Origin of the sequence: Laceyella sacchari (assembly GCF_004343255.1) — a bacterium.
GTDB classification, from domain to species: domain Bacteria; phylum Bacillota; class Bacilli; order Thermoactinomycetales; family Thermoactinomycetaceae; genus Laceyella; species Laceyella sacchari.
This window is the reverse complement of record NZ_SMDD01000002.1, coordinates 525004-544784: the sequence shown is the minus strand read 5'-3', so window position 1 is coordinate 544784 and position 19781 is coordinate 525004. Positions and strand designations below refer to the sequence as shown.

Annotated in this window: 16 protein-coding genes; 13 read left to right on the top strand and 3 right to left on the bottom strand. The window is 52.1% G+C overall.

Annotated elements, in window-relative coordinates; all coding sequences use genetic code 11:
- Window positions 1-42 precede the first annotated feature (42 nt).
- The 8 genes from EDC32_RS09800 to kamE all read left to right on the top strand — a co-directional run bounded on the left by EDC32_RS09800 (window position 43) and on the right by kamE (window position 10738).
- Window positions 43-1515, top strand: a complete 1473-nt coding sequence (locus EDC32_RS09800) for a protein kinase domain-containing protein (RefSeq protein ID WP_132221795.1) — start codon at window positions 43-45, stop codon at window positions 1513-1515.
- A 136-nt stretch (window positions 1516-1651) separates the two neighbouring features.
- On the top strand, window positions 1652-3058 hold the full coding sequence (locus EDC32_RS09795; RefSeq protein ID WP_342774500.1) for a sigma-54 interaction domain-containing protein: 1407 nt from the start codon (window positions 1652-1654) through the stop codon (window positions 3056-3058).
- Between the two features lie 309 nt (window positions 3059-3367).
- Window positions 3368-4417, top strand: coding sequence for an L-erythro-3,5-diaminohexanoate dehydrogenase (gene kdd / locus EDC32_RS09790; RefSeq protein WP_132221793.1), 1050 nt, complete (start codon window positions 3368-3370; stop codon window positions 4415-4417).
- A 63-nt stretch (window positions 4418-4480) separates the two neighbouring features.
- Entirely contained in the window at window positions 4481-5752 is a 1272-nt protein-coding gene (gene kamA / locus EDC32_RS09785; protein WP_132221791.1) for a lysine 2,3-aminomutase, read from the top strand.
- Window positions 5753-5773: 21 nt separating this feature from the next.
- Entirely contained in the window at window positions 5774-6799 is a 1026-nt protein-coding gene (gene kamB / locus EDC32_RS09780) for a lysine 5,6-aminomutase reactivase subunit KamB (RefSeq protein WP_132221789.1), read from the top strand.
- On the top strand, window positions 6783-8426 hold the full coding sequence (kamC, locus tag EDC32_RS09775) for a lysine 5,6-aminomutase reactivase ATPase KamC (protein WP_158283321.1): 1644 nt from the start codon (window positions 6783-6785) through the stop codon (window positions 8424-8426). The genes kamB and kamC overlap by 17 nt, the downstream gene beginning before the upstream one ends.
- Window positions 8395-9999, top strand: a complete 1605-nt coding sequence (gene kamD, locus EDC32_RS09770; protein ID WP_132221785.1) for a lysine 5,6-aminomutase subunit alpha — start codon at window positions 8395-8397, stop codon at window positions 9997-9999. Before kamC ends, kamD begins: the two co-directional genes overlap by 32 nt.
- Window positions 9974-10738, top strand: coding sequence for a lysine 5,6-aminomutase subunit beta (gene kamE / locus EDC32_RS09765; RefSeq protein WP_132221783.1), 765 nt, complete (start codon window positions 9974-9976; stop codon window positions 10736-10738). The genes kamD and kamE overlap by 26 nt, the downstream gene beginning before the upstream one ends.
- Window positions 10739-10792: 54 nt before the next feature.
- On the opposite strand, the gene EDC32_RS09760 is transcribed toward kamE, so the two are convergent.
- Genes EDC32_RS09760 through EDC32_RS09750 form a run of 3 tightly spaced genes read right to left on the bottom strand, consistent with a single transcriptional unit; the run spans window position 10793 to window position 12249 of the window.
- Entirely contained in the window at window positions 10793-11149 is a 357-nt protein-coding gene (locus EDC32_RS09760; RefSeq protein ID WP_132221781.1) for a hypothetical protein, read from the bottom strand.
- Between the two features lie 24 nt (window positions 11150-11173).
- Window positions 11174-11458 carry a hypothetical protein gene (locus tag EDC32_RS09755; RefSeq protein ID WP_102993677.1) on the bottom strand — a complete coding sequence of 95 codons (285 nt, stop codon included), beginning with the start codon at window positions 11456-11458 and terminating at the stop codon, window positions 11174-11176.
- On the bottom strand, window positions 11455-12249 hold the full coding sequence (locus tag EDC32_RS09750) for a ParM/StbA family protein (RefSeq protein WP_102993676.1): 795 nt from the start codon (window positions 12247-12249) through the stop codon (window positions 11455-11457). The genes EDC32_RS09755 and EDC32_RS09750 overlap by 4 nt, the downstream gene beginning before the upstream one ends.
- A 636-nt stretch (window positions 12250-12885) precedes the next feature.
- Between EDC32_RS09750 and EDC32_RS09745 the strand changes: the two genes are divergently transcribed.
- The 5 genes from EDC32_RS09745 (at window position 12886) to EDC32_RS09725 (ending at window position 19769) form a co-directional block, all read left to right on the top strand.
- A complete protein-coding gene (locus EDC32_RS09745; protein ID WP_132221779.1) occupies window positions 12886-14964 on the top strand; it encodes a (Fe-S)-binding protein in 2079 nt (692 codons plus the stop codon).
- A gap of 273 nt (window positions 14965-15237) precedes the next feature.
- Complete coding sequence (locus tag EDC32_RS09740; protein ID WP_132221777.1) at window positions 15238-16419, top strand: acetyl-CoA C-acetyltransferase; 1182 nt, start codon at window positions 15238-15240, stop codon at window positions 16417-16419.
- Window positions 16420-16435: 16 nt separating this feature from the next.
- Window positions 16436-17290, top strand: a complete 855-nt coding sequence (locus EDC32_RS09735; RefSeq protein WP_132221775.1) for a 3-hydroxybutyryl-CoA dehydrogenase — start codon at window positions 16436-16438, stop codon at window positions 17288-17290.
- 28 nt (window positions 17291-17318) lie between these two features.
- Complete coding sequence (locus tag EDC32_RS09730; RefSeq protein ID WP_132221773.1) at window positions 17319-18461, top strand: acyl-CoA dehydrogenase; 1143 nt, start codon at window positions 17319-17321, stop codon at window positions 18459-18461.
- A gap of 168 nt (window positions 18462-18629) precedes the next feature.
- Window positions 18630-19769, top strand: coding sequence for an acyl-CoA dehydrogenase (locus EDC32_RS09725; RefSeq protein ID WP_022737344.1), 1140 nt, complete (start codon window positions 18630-18632; stop codon window positions 19767-19769).
- The last annotated feature ends 12 nt before the right edge of the window (window positions 19770-19781 follow it).

The window sequence follows — 19781 nt, the reverse complement described above, 5'->3', positions numbered from 1 at the left end:
ACGCTGAAAACATGAACGTAATGAACACAAGGAGAATGTCCGATGGAAGGAACAGTGCTGGCTGGAAGGTACCAGGTTCTTGAGCGCATCGGTGGCGGCGGCATGGCTGTCGTCTACAAAGGGAGAGACTCGCTGTTGGACCGGTACGTGGCGATCAAGGTGATGAACCAATCTTTCAGCCATGATCAAGATGCAGTTCGCCGATTTATTCGTGAGGCAAAAGCAGCGGCAAGCATGTCACACGCCAATATCGTCAATGTGTATGATGTAGGGCGTGAGGATTCGATATATTTTATGGTTATGGAGTATGTCAAAGGCCCCACCTTGATGGATATGATTAAGAAAAAAGGCCGATTTGGGGCAGAGGAAACGATTGAAATCGCTATCCAGATTTGTGAAGGAATTCACCATGCCCACCTAAAGGGAATCATTCACCGCGACATCAAGCCCCATAATATTTTGGTGGCGCCGGGCAACCAGTATAAAGTGACCGACTTTGGTATCTCTTACTTTCCCCGGGTGTCAGCGATCACGCAGACGGGGTATGTGATGGGATCGGTTCATTATTTTTCTCCGGAACAGGCGTCCGGTACCAAAGTGAGCGCCGCTTCCGACTTATATTCGCTCGGTGTGGTTTTGTATGAAATGCTGACGGGACGAGTGCCGTTTAATGGCGGGAATTCCGTCTCCATCGCATTGAAGCATATCCATGATCCTGTGCCTGATCTCAAATCGCTTAACAGCGAGATTCCAGAACAATTGGCGGAGGTGATTCACAGAGCGTTGGCCAAAGACCCCGAACAGCGCTATCAATCGGCGCGACAGATGAAAGAGGCGCTGGAGGAGGTATTGGCATCGATCCGGCAAGTGGATGCCTATGTGGAAACGTATGACATCAAGCCGCGAAGGACAGCCACGCGCAATTGGGGTAAACGTTGGTGGGCGGTTGCTGGCTTGGCGGCAGTGTCATTGGTGTTCATCGGGTTTCAATTGGGCAACTTGGAAGGGAATTCCGCACCTCTTCCCGATCCGGCCAAACAGCAACAGGCGGAAAACCAAAAACAGAGTAGTGGTGCATTGCCTGACAACACCAAAAGGAATTATAAATGGTGGAAAGAAATACCCAAAGAGTCTCGTAAGCAAAGCGAATATTTCCGTGATGTAAAAGTAACTGGGAAAGACGGCAATTATATTGTTTCATTAAAAGTGAATAATGAATTAGACAGCGAGTTTCATTATGATATTTTTGTGGTTGACCAAACCAATTCCCGCTTAGTGGACCCGGGCGTGTATGTCCGGTTCAAGAAAACGCCAAACGAAAAATGGTCCGATGTTCGTTTTCCTGTGCGTTTTCCCGCGGCTTGGTTGCAGACGACGATCAATGGAATTGTCAAAATCGAAATGTACCAATCCAAGCGGGTAAAAGGCAAGCAAAAGCGCATCGGCTCGGCGGAAGCAGTGTTAGAATTAAAAGGCGAACTCCCCGAATTTGTGCGAAAAGATGCCAAGGATTAAGGCATCTTTTCTTTTTTTATGGAATTGGGGTGATTCTGGACAAATAACAGAGTCCTTCGTTAGAATGGATATGATGAATTTTTGTCAACCAGTGACCATTTTTCGGCAGTCGGATCGGAAGCGGAGGAAAGGAGAGTTGTCTCATTTGATGATTACCCCCGGGATAAAGCAGGACATGATCGTTGAATTTCTTGAATGTTTGGACGAAGGGGTCCATATCGTCAATGTGGAGGGCAACACCATTTACTACAATAAAGTCGCATCGCAACTGGATGGCATGCCTGCGGATGAAGTAATCGGCATGCATGTGTTGGAAGCGTTTCCATCCTTGACCCATAAGAGTAGCACCTTGTTGAGTGTGCTGAAAACGGGGCAAGCGCTGGAAGAGAGGGAGCAAACGTTCATGAACCGCAAAGGTAAGCGGGTGACAACCATCAATCGTACGATTCCGCTTAGATCCAAAGGGAAAGTGGTCGGGGCGGCAGAGATATCCAAAGATCTGACCCGCATGAAGGAATTGTCGGATCAAGTGCTTCATTTGCAGGAGCGCATACGGCATCCGCGGGGGGCACGCGAGCAGGAGGTGAAACGTTTTTACTCTTTTGATGACATTGTGACTCAGAACCCGTTGATGCTCAGAGAGATTGAGCGAGCCCGACGGGCCGCCCGTACGCATTCTCCTGTCTTGGTAATCGGGGAGACGGGTACGGGTAAGGAGTTGTTTGTGCAAGCGATTCACCGTGATTCGCCGCGGCGCGATCAGCCATTTATCGTTCAGAATTGCGCCGCTATTCCCGCTTCTCTGTTGGAGGGCATCCTGTTTGGTACGGCGCGTGGTGCTTTTACCGGAGCGGAAGACCGTCCTGGCTTGGTAGAGCTGGCAGATGGAGGAACCCTCTTTTTGGATGAAATCCATGCGATGCCGATTGATTTGCAGGCCAAATTGTTGCGGGTGTTGGAGGATGGGCAAGTGCGGCGCGTGGGCGGAACCGAGTTACGTTCGTTTGATGTTCGGGTGATCGTGGCCACCAACGAGGACCCTTTGTTAAGCATTAAGGAAGGGCGGTTGCGCCAGGATCTTTATTACCGAATTCATGTGGTAGGGATTCATCTCCCTCCCTTGCGCGAACGGCCGGAAGATATCACTTGCTTAACCCACTATTTCTTCAGAAAGCTAAAAGGGCAGTGGCATTCACCAGTAAATCGCATCGCTGATGAAGTGATGGAAGCGTTTGTTCGATATGATTGGCCAGGCAATGTGCGGGAGTTGGAGCATACAGTGGAAGGAGCTTTAAACCTGGCATTGGAAGAGGAGTTGCAGCTTGTTCATCTCCCTCGCCATTTCCAGGCGATTGAACCGACCCAAGTGATTCGGATGAAAGGGAGTGGAGGTTGCCTGCGCGAAATGTTGTGGGACGTGGAGGCACGGCTGATTCGTGAGGCATTGGAGGAAGCTGGCGGCAATGTGTTGCAAGCGGCCAAACGGCTGGGCATTCCACGCCAGACGCTACAGTACAAATTGAAAAAGCTAAAACGCGGCTAACTTTTTTTTATAACGGGCACGAACCAGATGTGTCTGGTGCATAGACCAGCGGCTTTAAAACCGTTTTCCATTTGCTTCATGTGTGACGAGGCGCTATTTGGAAAAGGTTTTCCCGTTGCATCTACCTCTTGATTTGCCAGATACGCCCTGGATGAGTTGCCCGTTTTTGCTTGTGTTACAAGCTGACTGCCCATATTTGGGCAGTTTTTTTATGGGGAGGTGGAAAGAAACGTGGAAATATGGGCTCTGCTTCAATGGCATGAAAATTGCATGATATGAGAATGGAAACCGGCGGAAGGGGGAGAAGGTTTGCGAAAAGAGGGTCACCACTATGGTTTGCACCGGGTAGTGGAACCGGCGGGTGTGTTGCCCCAACCGGCTTGGAAGTTGGATGCCACACCTGAGATTTGGGAGAATGAACTGCTGATTGACGTAGAGCGGTTAAATATCGATTCGGCTTCATTTCAACAGTTGAAAACCGAGGCAGAGGGCGATCCAGAACGGATTAAACGGCGCATTGTTGAGATCGTGAAAGAGCGGGGAAAGATGCACAACCCCGTCACCGGTTCAGGTGGAATGTTGATCGGTACGGTGGCGGAAGTGGGTTCGGCGTTTCCTGACCATACGCTTGCCCCGGGCGCCAAAATCGCCTCGTTGGTTTCTTTGACGCTGACTCCGTTATGGTTGGAAGATGTGAGAGAGCTATCACTGGAAACAGGGCAATTGAAAGTGACTGGCAAAGCGGTGTTGTTCGCCAGCGCGCCATATGCCGTGTTGCCGTCCGACATGCCTGAGCCGGTCGCTTTGGCCGCGCTTGATGTATGTGGCGCACCGGCGCAAACTGCTCGTTTGGTTCAACCGACCGATACAGTGGTCATCATGGGAGCGGGCGGAAAGTCAGGCTTGTTGTCTTTGTACCAAGCTTGGAAAAAAGCGGGGCAACAGGGATGTGTGATTGCTTTGGAAGCAAACCCTGAAGCGTGCCGCCGCATCGAAGCGATGGGATTGGCTCACCATGTCGTATGTTTGGATGCGACTGACCCCTTGCAAGTGCTGGAGACGGTATCCACGCTTACCCGGGGCCGCTTGGCTGATGTGACCATCAATTGCGTCAATGTGCCTCGCTCGGAGTTGCCGGCGATCTTGGCGACGCAAGAAGGTGGCGTGGTGGTGTTTTTCAGCATGGCCGTCCAGTTCACGACGGCGGCCTTAGGAGCCGAAGGAGTGGGAAAAGACGTACAGATGATGATCGGCAATGGATATGTTCCGGGACATGCCGCCTTGGCGTTGGAGAGCCTAAGGGAATGTCCGGCGCTTTATGATTGGTTTTGCCAACGATTTTCTTCGCAGATAGGGTGATCGCTTGTCAGATGGTGTGTGTGACGCGAGAGAGAACGGATAAATGAAAGGGGATGGAAGCAGATGCGTGATTGGCGCGAGATTGAACTGTGGAAAGATGTGACGGAAGAACAGTGGAACGATTGGCTATGGCAATTGACTCACACGATTCGCAATTATGATGACCTGAGCAAAGTGATTAATCTGACGCCGGAAGAAATCAAAGGAGTGGACATCTCTAAAGAGACGATTCCGCTCAATATCACTCCCTATTACGCCTTGCTCATGGATCCAGACGACCCCAAAGATCCGATCCGGATGCAATCGGTGCCCATTTCTTCCGAGTTGTATCGCACATCGTACGACATGGCCGATCCGTTGTTGGAAGACACGGATTCCCCGGTGAAAGGGCTGACCCATCGCTACCCTGACCGCGTTCTCTTTTTGATCACCAACCAATGCTCCATGTATTGCCGTTATTGTACACGCCGCCGCTTTTCGGGCCAAATCGGGATGGGTGTCCCCAAAAAGCAGATGGACGCTTGCATCGAATACATCCGCAATACGCCGACTGTCCGCGATGTGCTACTCTCCGGAGGGGACGGTTTGTTGGTCAATGACCGGATCTTGGAATATCTGCTGAAAAACCTGCGGGAAATCCCCCATGTGGAAATCATCCGGATCGGCACAAGGGCACCCGTTGTGTTTCCGCAACGCATAACGAAAGAATTGTGTGCCATTTTGAAGAAATACCATCCGGTCTGGCTTAACACGCATTTCAACCACCCCAAAGAGTTGACGCCAGAAGCGCGCCGGGCATGTGAGATGTTGGCTGATGCGGGTGTGCCGGTCGGGAATCAATCTGTCATTCTGGCCGGAATCAATGATTGCCCCCATGTGATGAAAAAACTGATGCATGAATTGGTTAAAACGCGCGTAAGGCCTTATTATATCTATCAATGTGACCTTTCGGAAGGGATTGGCCATTTCCGGACTCCCGTGTCCAAAGGGTTGGAGATCATCGAGTATTTGCGCGGCCACACTTCAGGATACGCCATTCCTACGTTTGTGGTGGACGCACCAGGAGGCGGCGGCAAAATCCCGCTCAGTCCCAACTACATCATCGCACAGACACCATCTAAAACGGTGTTGCGCAACTTTGAAGGGGTTATCACCAGTTATCCGGAGCCGGAGCATTACCATCCGCACGACTCAGAGAATTGTGAGTATTGCCGGCAGGCCGGGGATCAATTGGGTGTAGCTGCGCTGTTGAGTGACCAGCGGATCAATTTGGAGCCCAAACAATTGACCCGCGAGCTACGGCGGAAACAGGGGGAAGCACTGGGAAAAAGATGAGCAAGAGGGTTGTGGTGGCGGGTGAAAGAGAAAACATGTGAGAAAACCGCAATTGTCGGTGTGGCGAAAAACGCAGGGAAAACCACGGTTCTAAGCGCTTTTATGGAACAGTGGTCCCTGTGTGGCCCCCTGGGGGTGTGCAGCATCGGCATTGACGGGGAGGAACGGGATGCGTGGAGCGGAAGGCCGAAGCCGCAACTGTATGTTCCTGAAGGAGTCTGGGTGGCGACGACGGGTGCGATCATTGATCAAAATCCCGGTCATTTTGCGGTTTGGGAAGGAACCGGGATTACGACCACGTTGGGAGAGGTGTGGATCGCGCAAACAACGCGGCCAACCCAAGTGAAGCTGGCTGGCGTCCATACGCGGGAAGAGGCGCATCGGGTGATCGAAGGCTTGCAACGAGCCGGAGCACGAAGGATTGTGGTGGACGGCGCTTATGACCGGCGCATGGCGGCTAGCCCTTGGGTTACCGACTCCGTGATTTTGGTGGTGGGTGCCAGCCTGGGCACGTCGATGAGCGCATTGGTGTCTAAGACAGCAGAGTGGTTGCGCCTCTTTTCATTACCCGTCTGTCCAGAATCCGACCGTGAGGCGCTTACTCCCTTGTTGGTTCACCGTGGGGTGTATCGCAAGCGGGAAGGTAAATGGCAATCTTGTGCGGCATCGACCTTGATGGAGCAGGAAGCCCTGACCACCGAAGTCCTGGAGGCGGAGGCGGTGGCGTTGTCGGGTGCATTGACAGATCGCATGTTGCGCCACATGATGCAGCAAGGATGCCACCCGCGATTGATTGTATCTGATTGGACCCGTATCTTTACTGATCCCGTTCTTTTGCGGCGTTATTTTGAGCGGGGCGGGTCCATTGAAACGGTGCGGTCAGCGGTGTTGCGCGGAGTGGCGGTCAATCCTGTGTCGCCAGAAGGCCATGTGTTCCCGCCGCAAGAACTGAAGGCGCGTGTGGCCGAGCTGTGTAAGCCAGTGCCGGTTTTTGATGTATGGCGTGATCCCTTGGAGGAAGGAGGGGATCGTGATCTATTGCGATGAAACGACATGGTCGGAGTTGGATGTAGCGTATTGTTGGAACTTGTGGCAACCTCTCACGCCGATGGGCAAGCGGGCCAAACGGCGGGCGCGCCCTTTTCGTCCGGGTGAAGAGCACGAGTGGGAACAAGTGCTTCGTGAACAGGATGAAATCAACAAATGGCTGGCGACCCATCCCCGTTGCCAAGCACTTGTTTCGCGTTGTTTGGAGAAGATGCCGGACATCGAAAACCAATTGGACAAATTGGGTGCGGATGAGGTGTTGGGGCTGACTGATTGGTTCCACATGAAACAATTTTTGTGGCAATTGGGCCAACTGCATCACCTTATACAGGAGCATCGGTGTTCCGTCGTTTCCCTGATGCCGGAAGAAGATGTTCCGCTTGTGGAACAGTGCTTGGCGCGACTTAATCCGGGTACCAATCGGACAGCCGCTTTTTGGATTGATGATGCGTATGATGATGATTTGCGCCGCTTGCGGCAACAATGGCGCCGCATGGAAATCAAGGAGCGGGAGCGCGTGGAACAATGCAAGCGGGAGATCGAGGATACGTATGGGATCCGCCGGAACCGCTTGGGAACTTGGACGATTCCGCGCCACACGCCTTTGGAAGAAGCGTTGCGCCGGGACCGGCGGGTCGTGTGCGAGGCAGAAACGGCATATGATGTCACATTTCGTTTGCCAGAAGTTGTTGGTCAAGAGATGGCGAGGTTGCAAGAGCAAGTGGAAGAGCGGGAACAGGCGGTATGCGTCCGGTTGACCGAAGAATTCAGGCGCGTGTATTCCCGTTTGCGATACTGGATGCAGCAGGTGACACACTTCGATTTGCAATGGTCCCGCTATCATGCAGGAAAGAAGTGGGCCGGTGTGCGGCCAGTGTGGGATGGAGACCGGTTCATCCTTGAGGGAGCCATCCATCCAGGCATCGCGCAAGACATGGCGGCGGAAGGGAGAAGCGTGACGCCGATTGATCTGGAAGTGGGCCGTGGTGTCACAGTAATCACTGGGCCTAACATGGGTGGCAAGACCGTCGCCTTAAAAACGGTGGGGCTGATTGCTGTCTTGGCTCATTATGGATTGTTTGTGCCTGCCACCGCTTGCCGGTTGCCCTTGATGCATTGGATTGCCAGCACGCTGGGTGACGGGCAGTCTACAAAGCAAGGCTTAAGCCGCTTTGGGGCGGAAGTGGTGCGTTTGACAGAATGGTTGAGCCAACCGGGAGAGGGCTTGCTTTTGTTGGATGAGATCGGCAGAGGAACCAATCCACGGGAAGGGGCGGCCTTGGCGCAAGCGATTACCAGCCGGTTAAGCGATGGGAATGATTGGGCCGTGCATGTGACGCATTATCATGAGGTGAATCAGTTGCCCGGCATCCGCCGTTACCGAGTGGCCGGCTTGTCATGGATGGATTTAGAGCGGGAATGGCTAGGGAGTGAAGGAACGTGGCGGGAGCGGTTGCACCGCCATATGGATTATCGACTGATTCCGGTGCAACGGGAGGAAGAGCTTGGTACCGACGCCCTCCACTTAGCCCTGCTCTTGGGGTTGCCGGAAGAGATTGTGGCGGATGCGGAACGACGATTGGGGAGTGGGGAAGATGAAGGGAAAACTGCGGCTGAATCAGGCTGATATCGATCGGGCCCGGGAAGCGGCGCGAGTGATTGCAGCAGATGTGGACCAATATATCTCCACCCGCACAACAGTGGCGGTGGAGCGGACTGTGCTGCGGTTGTTGGGGATTGACGGCATTGACCATGAGGGTGTGCCGCTCCCCAATGTGATCGTCGAACAGCTGCTGACTGAAGGGAAGATCGCTTCCGGGGCGGCGTTTTGGGTGATTCAGGCGATGTTGGCACATCGTCTCTCTGCGCAGGAAGTGGCGGAGAAAGTGGCGCGGGGGGAACTCCATTTGTTGCAAGTGCCCCCTCTTCCACGTGAGGAGATTCAGCGTGAAGGAGAGCGATTGGCCCGTGAGGCACTGGACTTGATCCAAGCGCGGCGGCGGGAACGGGAAGAGTGGATTGAGCGCATCGGCGAAGGGCGGCAGCCTTATCTCTATGTGATCGTCGCTACCGGAGACATTTATGAAGATGTAGTGCAGGCGAAAACAGCGGCGCGGCAAGGGGCCGATATTATCGCCGTGATCCGGAGCACAGGGCAAAGCTTGTTGGATTATGTGCCGTACGGGGCAACCCGTGAGGGATTTGGGGGAACGTTTGCTACACAGGAGAATTTCCGGATCATGCGGCGGGCACTGGATGAAGTAGGTGAGGAAGTGGGACGGTATATTCGGCTGTGCAACTATTGTTCGGGGTTGTGCATGCCGGAGATTGCGGCGATGGGAGCGCTTGAACGGCTGGATGTGATGCTAAATGATGCGCTGTACGGCATTCTTTTCCGTGACATCAACATGCAACGCACCCTGATCGACCAAGCGTTTTCCCGTATGATCAACAGCTATGCCGGGATTATCATCAATACCGGGGAAGACAATTATTTGACCACGGCAGACGCAGTTGAAGCGGCCCATACAGTGACAGCCTCTCAATTCATTAATGAACAGCTAGCTCTCTTGTCCGGACTGCCGCCTGAACAGATGGGATTGGGGCATGCATTTGAGATGAACCCCGACTTGGAGGATGGATTGCTGCTGGAGATCGCCCAAGCACAATTGGCGCGCGAGCTCTTCCCTGACGCCCCGCTTAAATACATGCCGCCAACCAAGCATATGACCGGTAACATTTTTAAAGGGCATGTACAGGATGCTTTGTTTAATCTGGTAAGCATCCTGACGGGGCAGGGGATTCAATTATTGGGGATGATGACGGAAGCGATGCACACTCCGCACATGCATGACCGCCAATTGGCTTTGGAGAGCGCGCAATACATTTTCAACAATGGACGCCATCTGGGTGAAGAGCTGTTGTTCCGTCCAGGGGGACGGATCGAACAGCGGGCGTCTGAGGTGCTGAAGCGGGCAGGGGACTTGCTTCAGCAAGTGTGCGAAAGCGGGTTGTTCGCGGCTTTGGAGGAGGGCGTGTTTGCCGATGTGAAAAGGTCGCGGGTTGGCGGCAAGGGTTTGCGCGGCGTGGTGGAAAAAGAAGTTGATTATTACAATCCGTTGGAGGAGGAACTCCGCAGAAGATTGGGATTGCCGGAGCGGGAGGGAAACGGGAATGAGTGTGGACTTTACCAGAGTTAAACCTTATGGGGACACCATGAATGACGGGGTGATTCAACTCAGTTTCACGCTGCCCGTTCCGGCGGGAGAAGAAGCCCGGGAGGCGGCGCGGCAATTGGTCACCAAGATGGCAATCGATGAACCGCAAGTGTATCACATGAAAGACTTGGGTGAAGGGTACACCTTTTTCATTGTTTACGGCAAATGTAGGGTGGATGTTGATTACAGCCGGATTCAAGTGCCCAAAGTGACAAGTAAAGTGATGGACTTTTATGAGATCAACCAGTTTATCCGCGAGCAAATCGGGCGCAAGCTGGTGGTGATCGGCGCTTGCACAGGCACCGACGCTCATACCGTGGGCATCGATGCGATCATGAACATGAAAGGGTACAACGGGGAGTATGGCTTGGAACGGTATCCTGAAATCGAGGCATACAATTTAGGGAGCCAGGTAGAGAATGAGGAATTGATCAGCAAAGCGTTGGAATTGCAGGCGGATGTGTTGCTGGTCTCACAAGTGGTCACCCAAAAAGGGGTGCATGTGACCAACTTGACACAACTGGTGGAATTGCTGGAAGCGGAAGGATTGCGGGAGCGGTTTGTTTTGATCTGTGGCGGCCCGCGTATTCATCATGAATTGGCGTTAGAGTTGGGATTTGATGCTGGATTTGGGCCAGGAACTTTGGCGCCGCATGTGGCTTCCTACTTTGTGCAGGAGATTGCGCGGAGGGAGCGGGCGCGCAAGGACACCCGTCGGTGATAAAAAACGGTTTTCTCCATGTTCAGTGGAGAAAACCGTTTTGCGATGTTTGGATCAGAATGGAAAAAGTCGATCTTCTGGCCGCACCTTCGTCCCTTGGTCCATGCTTTTAACGCGGATGAGATAATAAGACTGGAAGCCGCCTCGCGCAATGGGAGTAATTTCAACCAGATCTTTGTAGGCCAGGTGTTCGATGATAATCGCTGTCTGAGAATAAGCGTAATCCAATATTTTTGATAAGCGGTAATGGGAAGTGATGAGGCTTCCCGGTTCCAAGGTGACGCCAAATGTGGTGTCTTTTGTCGGTTCGGTCGCGGCTAAGCGGCACAATTCATAGTACACAAAGCGTTCCTTGGGGGTTAATTTCTCCGCTACATCATAAGGCACGCTAAAGGAATACGGTTTATTCACTGCATTTCACTCCTGAAGTTGGTATCAAAAATCAAAGGGCATGCCGCTCGCCTTGATTTGTTGAAAGGAAGAGGAACGTTCCGCTTTTGGAGTAGGAAGGGGGTTGTTGCTTCCGCCAGCCTGCAACAACGGAGAAGCGGAGAGTTCATCTGCTTTCAGCTGTCCCATGCAGTAGGCGAATAGCAGATTCTTCACCAACCCCGAAAAGTTGATGTCCTTGCGGTCAATAAATCTCAACAACTCCAGTTCCACCGCATCTTCGGTGTTAAACGAGACTTGCCGCCGTTCCCGCTTCTTGTATCCGCTCATTCACCAAGGGTCTCCTTTCCTAACGCGTAGTACCCTATCGCATTGGCAAACTGCGGATCTTCAAATGTGGTGGAATAGATGAAGCCCACGCGTTTGAAGGGTTCCAGCAGATCTTGTGCTTTGCCGCCGATCAATTCGACCACGTCGGTCGGCTCCCACATGCCTCCCAGATGGCCCACCAGCATGGCCGCCATCTCTTCCGGATCGGCTTCCCGCACATTGTCCCAACCTTTGGGGATCGTTCCGCTTTCCCGGTCGATGAAAATCCCGTCTTTAAATGTTGCGTAATTGGTCGTGCGGGCTCCGGGGTCTACGATCCGCACCGTCCCCATCCGGCGGTGAATCCAATAGGCCGCTCCCCCCTCAATCGTAATCGCTGCTTTTTTAATGTTGATCTTGCGATATGTACCATTCAGGATCACTTCATGCTCTCCCTCTAGCTTGGCTCGCAACCTTGCCCGTTCGTCATCTCTGTACATATTGATCGGCACACCGGTAACCAGCTTGACGTCTCCTAGTGCTCCTGCTTGGAACAATGCTGTCAAAATCAACAGAACGGTCTCTATGTTCACTTTGCTTTCCGTCATCATCTGACGCGTGAACGAACCCTCCCGTTCAGCCAATTGTCCAATAAAATAATCCTTTCCTTGATATCGGATCTCCATATCATCCTCTAGTGTCTGGATAAAGTTACGCTGCCTTGCTTTTGACACTTTGGAAGGAAATGTGAACCTACGGGTTCCCACAATGGTTTTCACATATGCGCGTCCAGCATCTACCGCCACTAACATTTTCTGGGCCACCTTTCTGGGTTGTGTTGACGACAGTCAGGACAATTGTCTTTAAAATATATTTCTTGTGTACTCTTGTACGGACTGTCGTCTTCAATCTGAGAAGTGTTGTGCACCATAGTCATGACTATTGTCAGCAATGGGGCGGGAGATCAGGACTGTCGTCCTGACTATAGTCATATTATAAGAGAAATAGGAGGGTTTGCGCGTAAAATAATTTGTGAACGACATACATCGTCCTTTTTGTCCAAAATATGAACAAGAAGAATGCAGTGAAAGACACCTTTGTTTTCAATTTGTTCACAAATCAAGGTGAGGACTTGGAATCATTGGCTTATCACTTGGGCGTAAGAAGCTTGCAAAGGGAGAAAACAGGAAAAAGAGTGAATAGAAAGTGGATAAAAAGTGAGCAAAAAGTGAAAAACCTATCTTTCAGGCATTGTCACATATTTGACAAGCAAGCTATACTCATATCACAACAATCGAACCAAAATTCCCGTAAGGAAATATTTTCTCTATATAAAAAATACAATGACAAATGAATGAACAACCACTCATTTTATGTTAGAATGTTAGCGAAATAGTATGAAAGCGAATTCAATCATTCATAAAGATGATGTGGAAGGGGAGAGGACAATGTCGCTGTTTGAAGTGGTCAATCTGGTTTTGTTTATTGCCGTTGCGGGTTATGCTTTTTATCTTTTCGGCAGTGTGGTTTATCGGCGGTATATGTACGTCCGCTTGGGGAAGCCCGCTGACTTTTCCTTGGATGTCAAAAAAGCGCTCGACGAAGTGTGGATCAATGTCTTTGGACAGAAGAAGTTGTTGAAAGATACCAAAAGCGGCATCATGCACGTGGTGATGTTTTATGGATTCATTGTGATCCAATTTGGGGCGATTGATCTCTTCATCAAAGGATTGGTGCCTGGCAAACATCTTCCACTGCCCGCTTATCCGGTGTTTACCTTGATCCAGGAAATCACTACCTTCCTCGTACTGCTGGCGACGCTATACGCTTACTACCGTCGTTACATTGAGAAATTGCCGCGATTGAAGCGCGGGTTGAAATCCGGCTTGGTCATTATTTTCCTGACGAGCTTGATGGCTTCCATCCTCTTGTCGGCGGCCTTTGAGAAAGTTTGGTTAGGGCATGGTTCGTCATGGGATACGCCGATTTCTTCCGTGCTAGCTAGCCCATTTCTCGGTTGGATGAGTGCAGACGCCGGCCAAGTGCTGTTTTATGTATTCTGGTGGATTCATGCTTTGGTTTTGTTTTCCTTTTTGGTTTATGTTCCCCAGTCAAAACACTTTCATTTGCTGGTCGCTCCGCTCAACGTCTTCCTCAAGCGGCAACAACCACCAGCGAAGTTGTCTTTGGTCGATTTTGAAGATGAAACGGTTGAAGAGTACGGCGTAGGAAAGATTGAAGATTTCAATCAGAAGCAATTGATTGATTTGTATGCCTGCGTAGAATGCGGGCGCTGTACCAATGTCTGCCCCGCAGCAGGAACAGGGAAGATGTTGTCTCCGATGGATTTGATGGTTAAGATGCGTGACCACTTGACCATGAAAGGGGCGGCAATCACTTCCAAAACGCCGTGGGTGCCCAACTTCGCCTTCGCCGAGGCAAACCAAGCTTCGTTGCGGTTGGCAGGTCAGGGTGAGTATCCGGTAAGCTTGATCGGCGATGTCATCACAGAAAAGGAGCTGTGGGCTTGTACCACCTGCCGCAACTGTGAGGATGCCTGCCCGGTGATGAATGAACACGTAGACAAAATTATCGATATGCGTCGCTACTTGGTGATGACGGAAGGGAAGATGAACGCCGAAGCTTCCCGGACGTTCTCCAATATCGAGCGCCAAGGTAACCCCTGGGGTATCAACCGCAAGGATCGCGACAAATGGACGGCAGACGCAGAAGTGAAAGTGCCCACGGTCAAAGAAGAAAAAGAATTTGAATATCTCTTCTTCGTCGGTTCGATGGGATCGTTTGACAACCGCAGCCAGAAAATCAGCCGGGCGTTAGTGAAGGTATTGCATCACGCAGGCGTCAAGTTTGCGATTTTGGGCAACAAAGAGAAAAACTCCGGGGACACGGCCAGACGGATGGGCAACGAGTTCTTGTTCCAACAATTGGCCGCTGATAACATCGCTTTGTTTGAAAAGCATCAAGTGAAGAAGATCATTACCATCGACCCTCATGCTTACAACACATTTAAAAATGAGTATCCTGATTTGGGCTTGACGGCGGAAGTGTATCATCACACGGAAGTGTTGGCTGATTTAATCAAAGAAGGGCGCATCAAGCCGACCAAAGAGGTGAAAGAGCGGATCACCTACCATGATTCCTGTTATTTGGGCCGTTACAACGGTGTATTCAGCGCGCCCCGCTACATCCTGAGCCAGATTCCAGGCGTGGAAGTGGTCGAGATGGAACGCAATCGCGAAAACGGCATGTGTTGTGGCGCCGGTGGCGGGATGATGTGGATGGAAGAAACAGAAGGGGTGCGGGTGAACGTTGCGCGTACGGAACAAGCGTTGCAAGTAAATCCGACGGTGATCGGCAGTGCTTGTCCTTACTGTCTCACCATGCTGTCGGATGGTACCAAGGCCAAAGAAGTGGAAGACCAAGTGAAAACAATGGATGTGGTCGAAATCTTGGCCTTGTCGCTGGAGTTTGATTCAGAAGCTGAGGTGGCGGACGGGGTTCACTAAGAAATAACAAAAGCATGTCTGAGTGAGACACGCTTTAGAAAAGGCTGTCGGAATTAAAGCGACAGCCTTTTTTATGTGCAAAACCACAGTGGAAAAGAGCGCGCAACTATGCATCGAAACAGAATTAAATATGTTATTTGAATAGAAGAATTCGATTAACTATTGTTAAAACAGAATGGTTGAGGTAATCTGAAAATGAAGGCGTTTTCATTGTGCCGAAGTGCCGAACGAACGCTCGATAGAATGAAAATCAACCTTTGGGGGGTGCCGATCATGGCAGAAACCGTGATTTTAGGAGGGGCGCGTACGCCGTTTGGCAAGTTTGGCGGAGCATTGCAAGGAGTGACTGCGGCGGAGTTGGGTGGCGTTGCCATCAGAGGTGCGTTGACGAAGGCGGGGATTCCTGATGAAGCGGTGGAAGAAGTAATCATGGGTATGGTTTTGCAAGGGGGAGCAGGACAGATCCCTTCCCGGCAAGCGGCGCGCCATGCGGGTTTGTCTTGGGAAGTGGGTACGGAGACGATCAACAAAGTCTGTGCTTCCGGCTTGCGTAGTGTCACACTCGGCGACCAAATCATCCGGGCGGGGGACGCAGATGTGATCGTCGCCGGTGGGATGGAGAGCATGAGCCAAGCTCCATACATGCTGAAGGGCGCGCGGTTCGGTGAGCGCATGGGTCATGGGGAGTTAACGGATTTGATGATCCATGATGGGCTATGGTGCGCTTTTCACGGTGTGCACATGATCGTGCATGGAAGTCGGACGGCGAAGGAACAAGAGGTGTCTCGCGAAGAACAAGACGCTTGGGCACTGCGGAGCCACCAAAAAGCGCAAGCTGCTGTCGAAGCAGGATGGTTTGCGGAAGAGATCGTGCCGGTGACAGTAAAGGCGAAACGGCAAGAAGTGGTGGTGGATCAGGATGAATCGATCAGGCCTGATACCAGCTTGGAGAAACTGTCCAAACTGAAGCCGGTGTACGACACCAACGGAACCATCACTGCCGGAAACGCGCCGGGAGTGAATGATGGGGCGGCCGCACTTGTCGTCGCTTCATCCAAACGGGCCGCTGAGCTCGGAGTCCCACCACTGGCCACAATCGTGGGGCATGCCGCTGTTGCCATGGAAGCCAAAGATTTCCCCATCACCCCTGCTTACGCTGTGAAAAAATTGCTCAAAAAACACGGCTTGACCGCGGATCAGATCGATTTGTACGAGATCAATGAGGCGTTTGCGGCCGTCGCTTTGGCCAACATGAAGTTGTTGGGAGTCAGCGAGGAGAAGGTAAATGTGAATGGTGGCGCGGTTGCTTTGGGTCATCCGGTGGGAGCGAGCGGAGCCCGTATTCTATTGACGTTGATCCATGAATTAAAGCGTCGCGGTGGCGGCTTGGGTGTAGCGGCTATTTGCAGTGGGGCTGCGCAAGGGGATGCCATTTTGGTAAGAGTGGATGGATAGAAAGGAGCGAGTGGAGATGGAATTGCAACGTGTAAGTGTGATCGGCGCTGGCCAGATGGGCGGCGGTATCGCCCAAGTGGCTGCGCAAGCCGGATATCAAGTGGTTTTGCTTGATACGACAGAAGAACGTGTGCAAGCCGGTTTGGAGCGGATCGGCAGCTTGTTGTCGCGCAGTGTGGAGAAGGGCAAACTGTCGGCGGAGGAGCGGGAAGCCATTTTGGGACGGATCACGCCCACCACGGATCTGGCTGTGGCAGGTAAGGATGCCGACTTGGTCATTGAGGCCGTGGTGGAAAAAATGGAGGTGAAAGCCGAGATTTTCACGCGCTTGGATGAGTACTGTCCGAGTCATACGATTTTGGCCAGCAATACCTCGTCCCTGCCTATCACAGAGATTGCCGCGGCCACCCGTCGCCCGGAGCAAGTGATCGGTATGCACTTTATGAACCCCGTGCCGGTGATGAAGCTGGTAGAAGTGATTCGCGGATTGGCTACAAGTGAGGAGACATTCCAAGCGGTAATGGCGGCAGCGGAACGGATGGGCAAGACGCCTGTGGAAGTGAATGATTATCCTGGCTTTGTGTCCAACCGTATCTTGATGCCCATGATCAATGAAGCGATTTTCGCCGTCTATGAAGGCGTGGCTACGCCAGAAGCGATCGATGAAGTGATGAAATTGGGCATGAATCATCCCATGGGGCCGTTGACGTTGGCCGATTTCATCGGCTTGGACACCTGCTTGTACATCATGGAAACGCTTTATGAAGGGTTTGGCGACAGCAAATACCGCCCCTGCCCGTTGCTCAGAAAATATGTGAAGGCGGGTTGGCTGGGCCGTAAGAGCGGTCGGGGCTTTTATTCATACAGCTAAGGCGAGGCAACAGGAGGAGTGGAGAGGGATGCACTTTCTGTTAACGGAAGAACAAGAAATGATGCGCAGAATGGTGCGTGACTTTGCAGAGAAAGAGATTACTCCTTATTTGGAATCCATGGATGAAGGAGATCAGTTTCCGCGGGAAGTGATCCGGCGCATGGGAGAGGTTGGGCTGATGGGCATCCCCATCCCTGAAGCTTATGGTGGAGCGGGAGCTGACTTTTTGTCTTACATTTTGGCTTTGGAGGAAATATCCAAGATTAGCGCTACGGTTGGCGTCATATTGGCTGTGCACACATCTGTGGGAACGATGCCGATTTTAAAATACGGCACAGAAGAACAAAAGCAAACCTATGTCCCACGGATGGCCCGGGGGGAATACTTGGGGGCGTTTGCGCTAACTGAGCCACAGGCCGGATCGGATGCCGCGCGCATTCGCACACAAGCCCGCCGCGTCGGGGATCGGTATGTGCTGTCAGGGAATAAGGTGTTCATCACCAATGCGGGAGAAGCGGATGTATATGTGGTGTTTGCGGTAACCGACCCTGACAAAGGAACCAAAGGCATTTCGGCATTTATCGTGGAGAAGGACACCCCAGGTCTCACCATTGGGAAGAAAGAGAAGAAGATGGGGATGGGCGGGTCCAATACCAGTTCCTTGATTTTTGAAGAGATGGAAGTGCCGGTTACGCAGCGGTTGGGTGCAGAGGGGCAAGGCTATGAAGTGGCATTGTCCAATTTGGCTGGCGGCCGGATCGGTATCGCTGCGCAAGCGCTGGGAATTGCGACAGCGGCATATCAAGCCGCGCTTCAGTACGCCAAGGAGCGCAAACAATTCGGCAACACGATCAGCCGCCTGCAAGCGATTCAGTTTAAGCTGGCTGACATGGCTACTGAGATTGAGGCTGCTCGCTTGCTCACTTACCGCGCGGCTGTGTTGCGGGAAGAAGGGTCCAACTGCAAGAAAGAAGCGTCGATGGCTAAAATGTTCGCCTCAGATGTGGCCATGCGCGTGACCACAGAGGCGGTGCAAGTGTTTGGTGGATATGGATATACGCGGGAATATCCAGTGGAACGGCTGTTCCGTGACGCGAAGGTGACACAAATCTATGAAGGAGCCAATGAGATTCAGCGGCTTGTTATTGCCAATGAAGTGCTTTCGTCCTGATAGAATTGTAGAAATCCTTGCTCATGGATATGGAAGCGAATAGGAAGGGAATTAGGAGCGCTATCACATGTAGCATCCACCATCCGGGCGTGTCCAAACAGGTTGTGGCTTCTTTCGCATAGTTTTTTTGCGGACGCGCCCTTATAACAGAGATCAGGAGGGCAAAATATGCAGTTTCGATTGTCAGAAGAGCATGAAATGATGCGCAAAATGGTGCGCGAATTCGCTTTGCAAGAAGTGGCACCAAGTGCAGGGGAGCGGGATGAGGAAGAGCGGTTTGACCGGTCTATTTTTGACAAGATGGGTGAGTTGGGCTTGACCGGAATTCCATTTCCAGAGCAGTGGGGTGGTGCCGGGGCTGACTATCTCAGCTATGTGATTGCCGTGGAAGAATTGTCCCGCGTGTGTGGATCGATCGGTGTGACATTGTCGGCGCACATCTCCCTGGCAAGCTGGCCCATCTACAAGTTTGGCACTGACGAGCAAAAAGAACGGTTTTTGAAACCGCTTGCTGAAGGAAGCAAATTGGGCGCGTACGGGTTGACCGAGCCTGGCTCCGGCTCTGATGCCGCCGGGATGAAAACGACAGCGGTACGCGACGGTGATGACTATATCCTTAACGGAAACAAAATCTTTATCACCAATGGTGGAGAAGCAGAAATCTATGTCGTGTTTGCAGTGACTGATCCGTCCAAAAAGCACAAGGGCATCACTGCCTTCATCGTAGAGAAGGGTACGCCTGGGTTTTCCATCGGCAAAAAGGAGAAAAAGCTGGGTATCCGGTCGTCACCGACCACAGAAATCATTTTTGAAGATTGCCGCATCCCGGCCAGCCAGCGGTTGGGAGAAGAGGGGCAAGGTTTCAAAATCGCCATGATGACGCTGGACGGTGGGCGCAACGGCATCGCTGCTCAAGCGGTTGGTATCGCCCAAGGCGCCTTTGACGCGGCTCGTGATTACGCCAAAGAGCGCAAGCAATTCGGGCAACCGCTAAGCAAACTGCAAGCCATCCAATTTAAGCTGGCGGATATGGCCACGCAGATTGAAGCGGCGCGTTTGCTGACGTATCAAGCGGCTTGGTGCGAGTCCGAGGGGCTTCCTTATGGCAAGGCTTCGGCCATGGCTAAATTGTATGCGGGGGATATCGCGATGCAAGTGACCACCGAAGCAGTGCAAATCTTCGGTGGATATGGGTACACCAGGGAGTATCCGGTCGAGCGGATGATGCGCGACGCCAAGATTACGCAAATCTATGAAGGAACCAACGAAATCCAACGTGTCGTCATAGCCAATTATTTATTGAAATAAGCGGGAGGAACG

Bases quoted from the DNA above. Each gene is read 5' to 3' on its own strand.
- EDC32_RS09800 (WP_132221795.1), top strand. From the start codon at position 43: ATGGAAGGAACAGTGCTGGCTGGAAGGTACCAGGTTCTTGAGCGCATC.
- kamA (WP_132221791.1), top strand. From the start codon at position 4,481: ATGCGTGATTGGCGCGAGATTGAACTGTGGAAAGATGTGACGGAAGAA.
- kamD (WP_132221785.1), top strand. From the start codon at position 8,395: ATGAAGGGAAAACTGCGGCTGAATCAGGCTGATATCGATCGGGCCCGG.
- kamE (WP_132221783.1), top strand. From the start codon at position 9,974: ATGAGTGTGGACTTTACCAGAGTTAAACCTTATGGGGACACCATGAAT.
- EDC32_RS09755 (WP_102993677.1), bottom strand. From the start codon at position 11,458: ATGAGCGGATACAAGAAGCGGGAACGGCGGCAAGTCTCGTTTAACACC.
- EDC32_RS09750 (WP_102993676.1), bottom strand. From the start codon at position 12,249: ATGTTAGTGGCGGTAGATGCTGGACGCGCATATGTGAAAACCATTGTG.
- EDC32_RS09745 (WP_132221779.1), top strand. From the start codon at position 12,886: ATGTCGCTGTTTGAAGTGGTCAATCTGGTTTTGTTTATTGCCGTTGCG.
- EDC32_RS09740 (WP_132221777.1), top strand. From the start codon at position 15,238: ATGGCAGAAACCGTGATTTTAGGAGGGGCGCGTACGCCGTTTGGCAAG.
- EDC32_RS09735 (WP_132221775.1), top strand. From the start codon at position 16,436: ATGGAATTGCAACGTGTAAGTGTGATCGGCGCTGGCCAGATGGGCGGC.
- EDC32_RS09730 (WP_132221773.1), top strand. From the start codon at position 17,319: ATGCACTTTCTGTTAACGGAAGAACAAGAAATGATGCGCAGAATGGTG.
- EDC32_RS09725 (WP_022737344.1), top strand. From the start codon at position 18,630: ATGCAGTTTCGATTGTCAGAAGAGCATGAAATGATGCGCAAAATGGTG.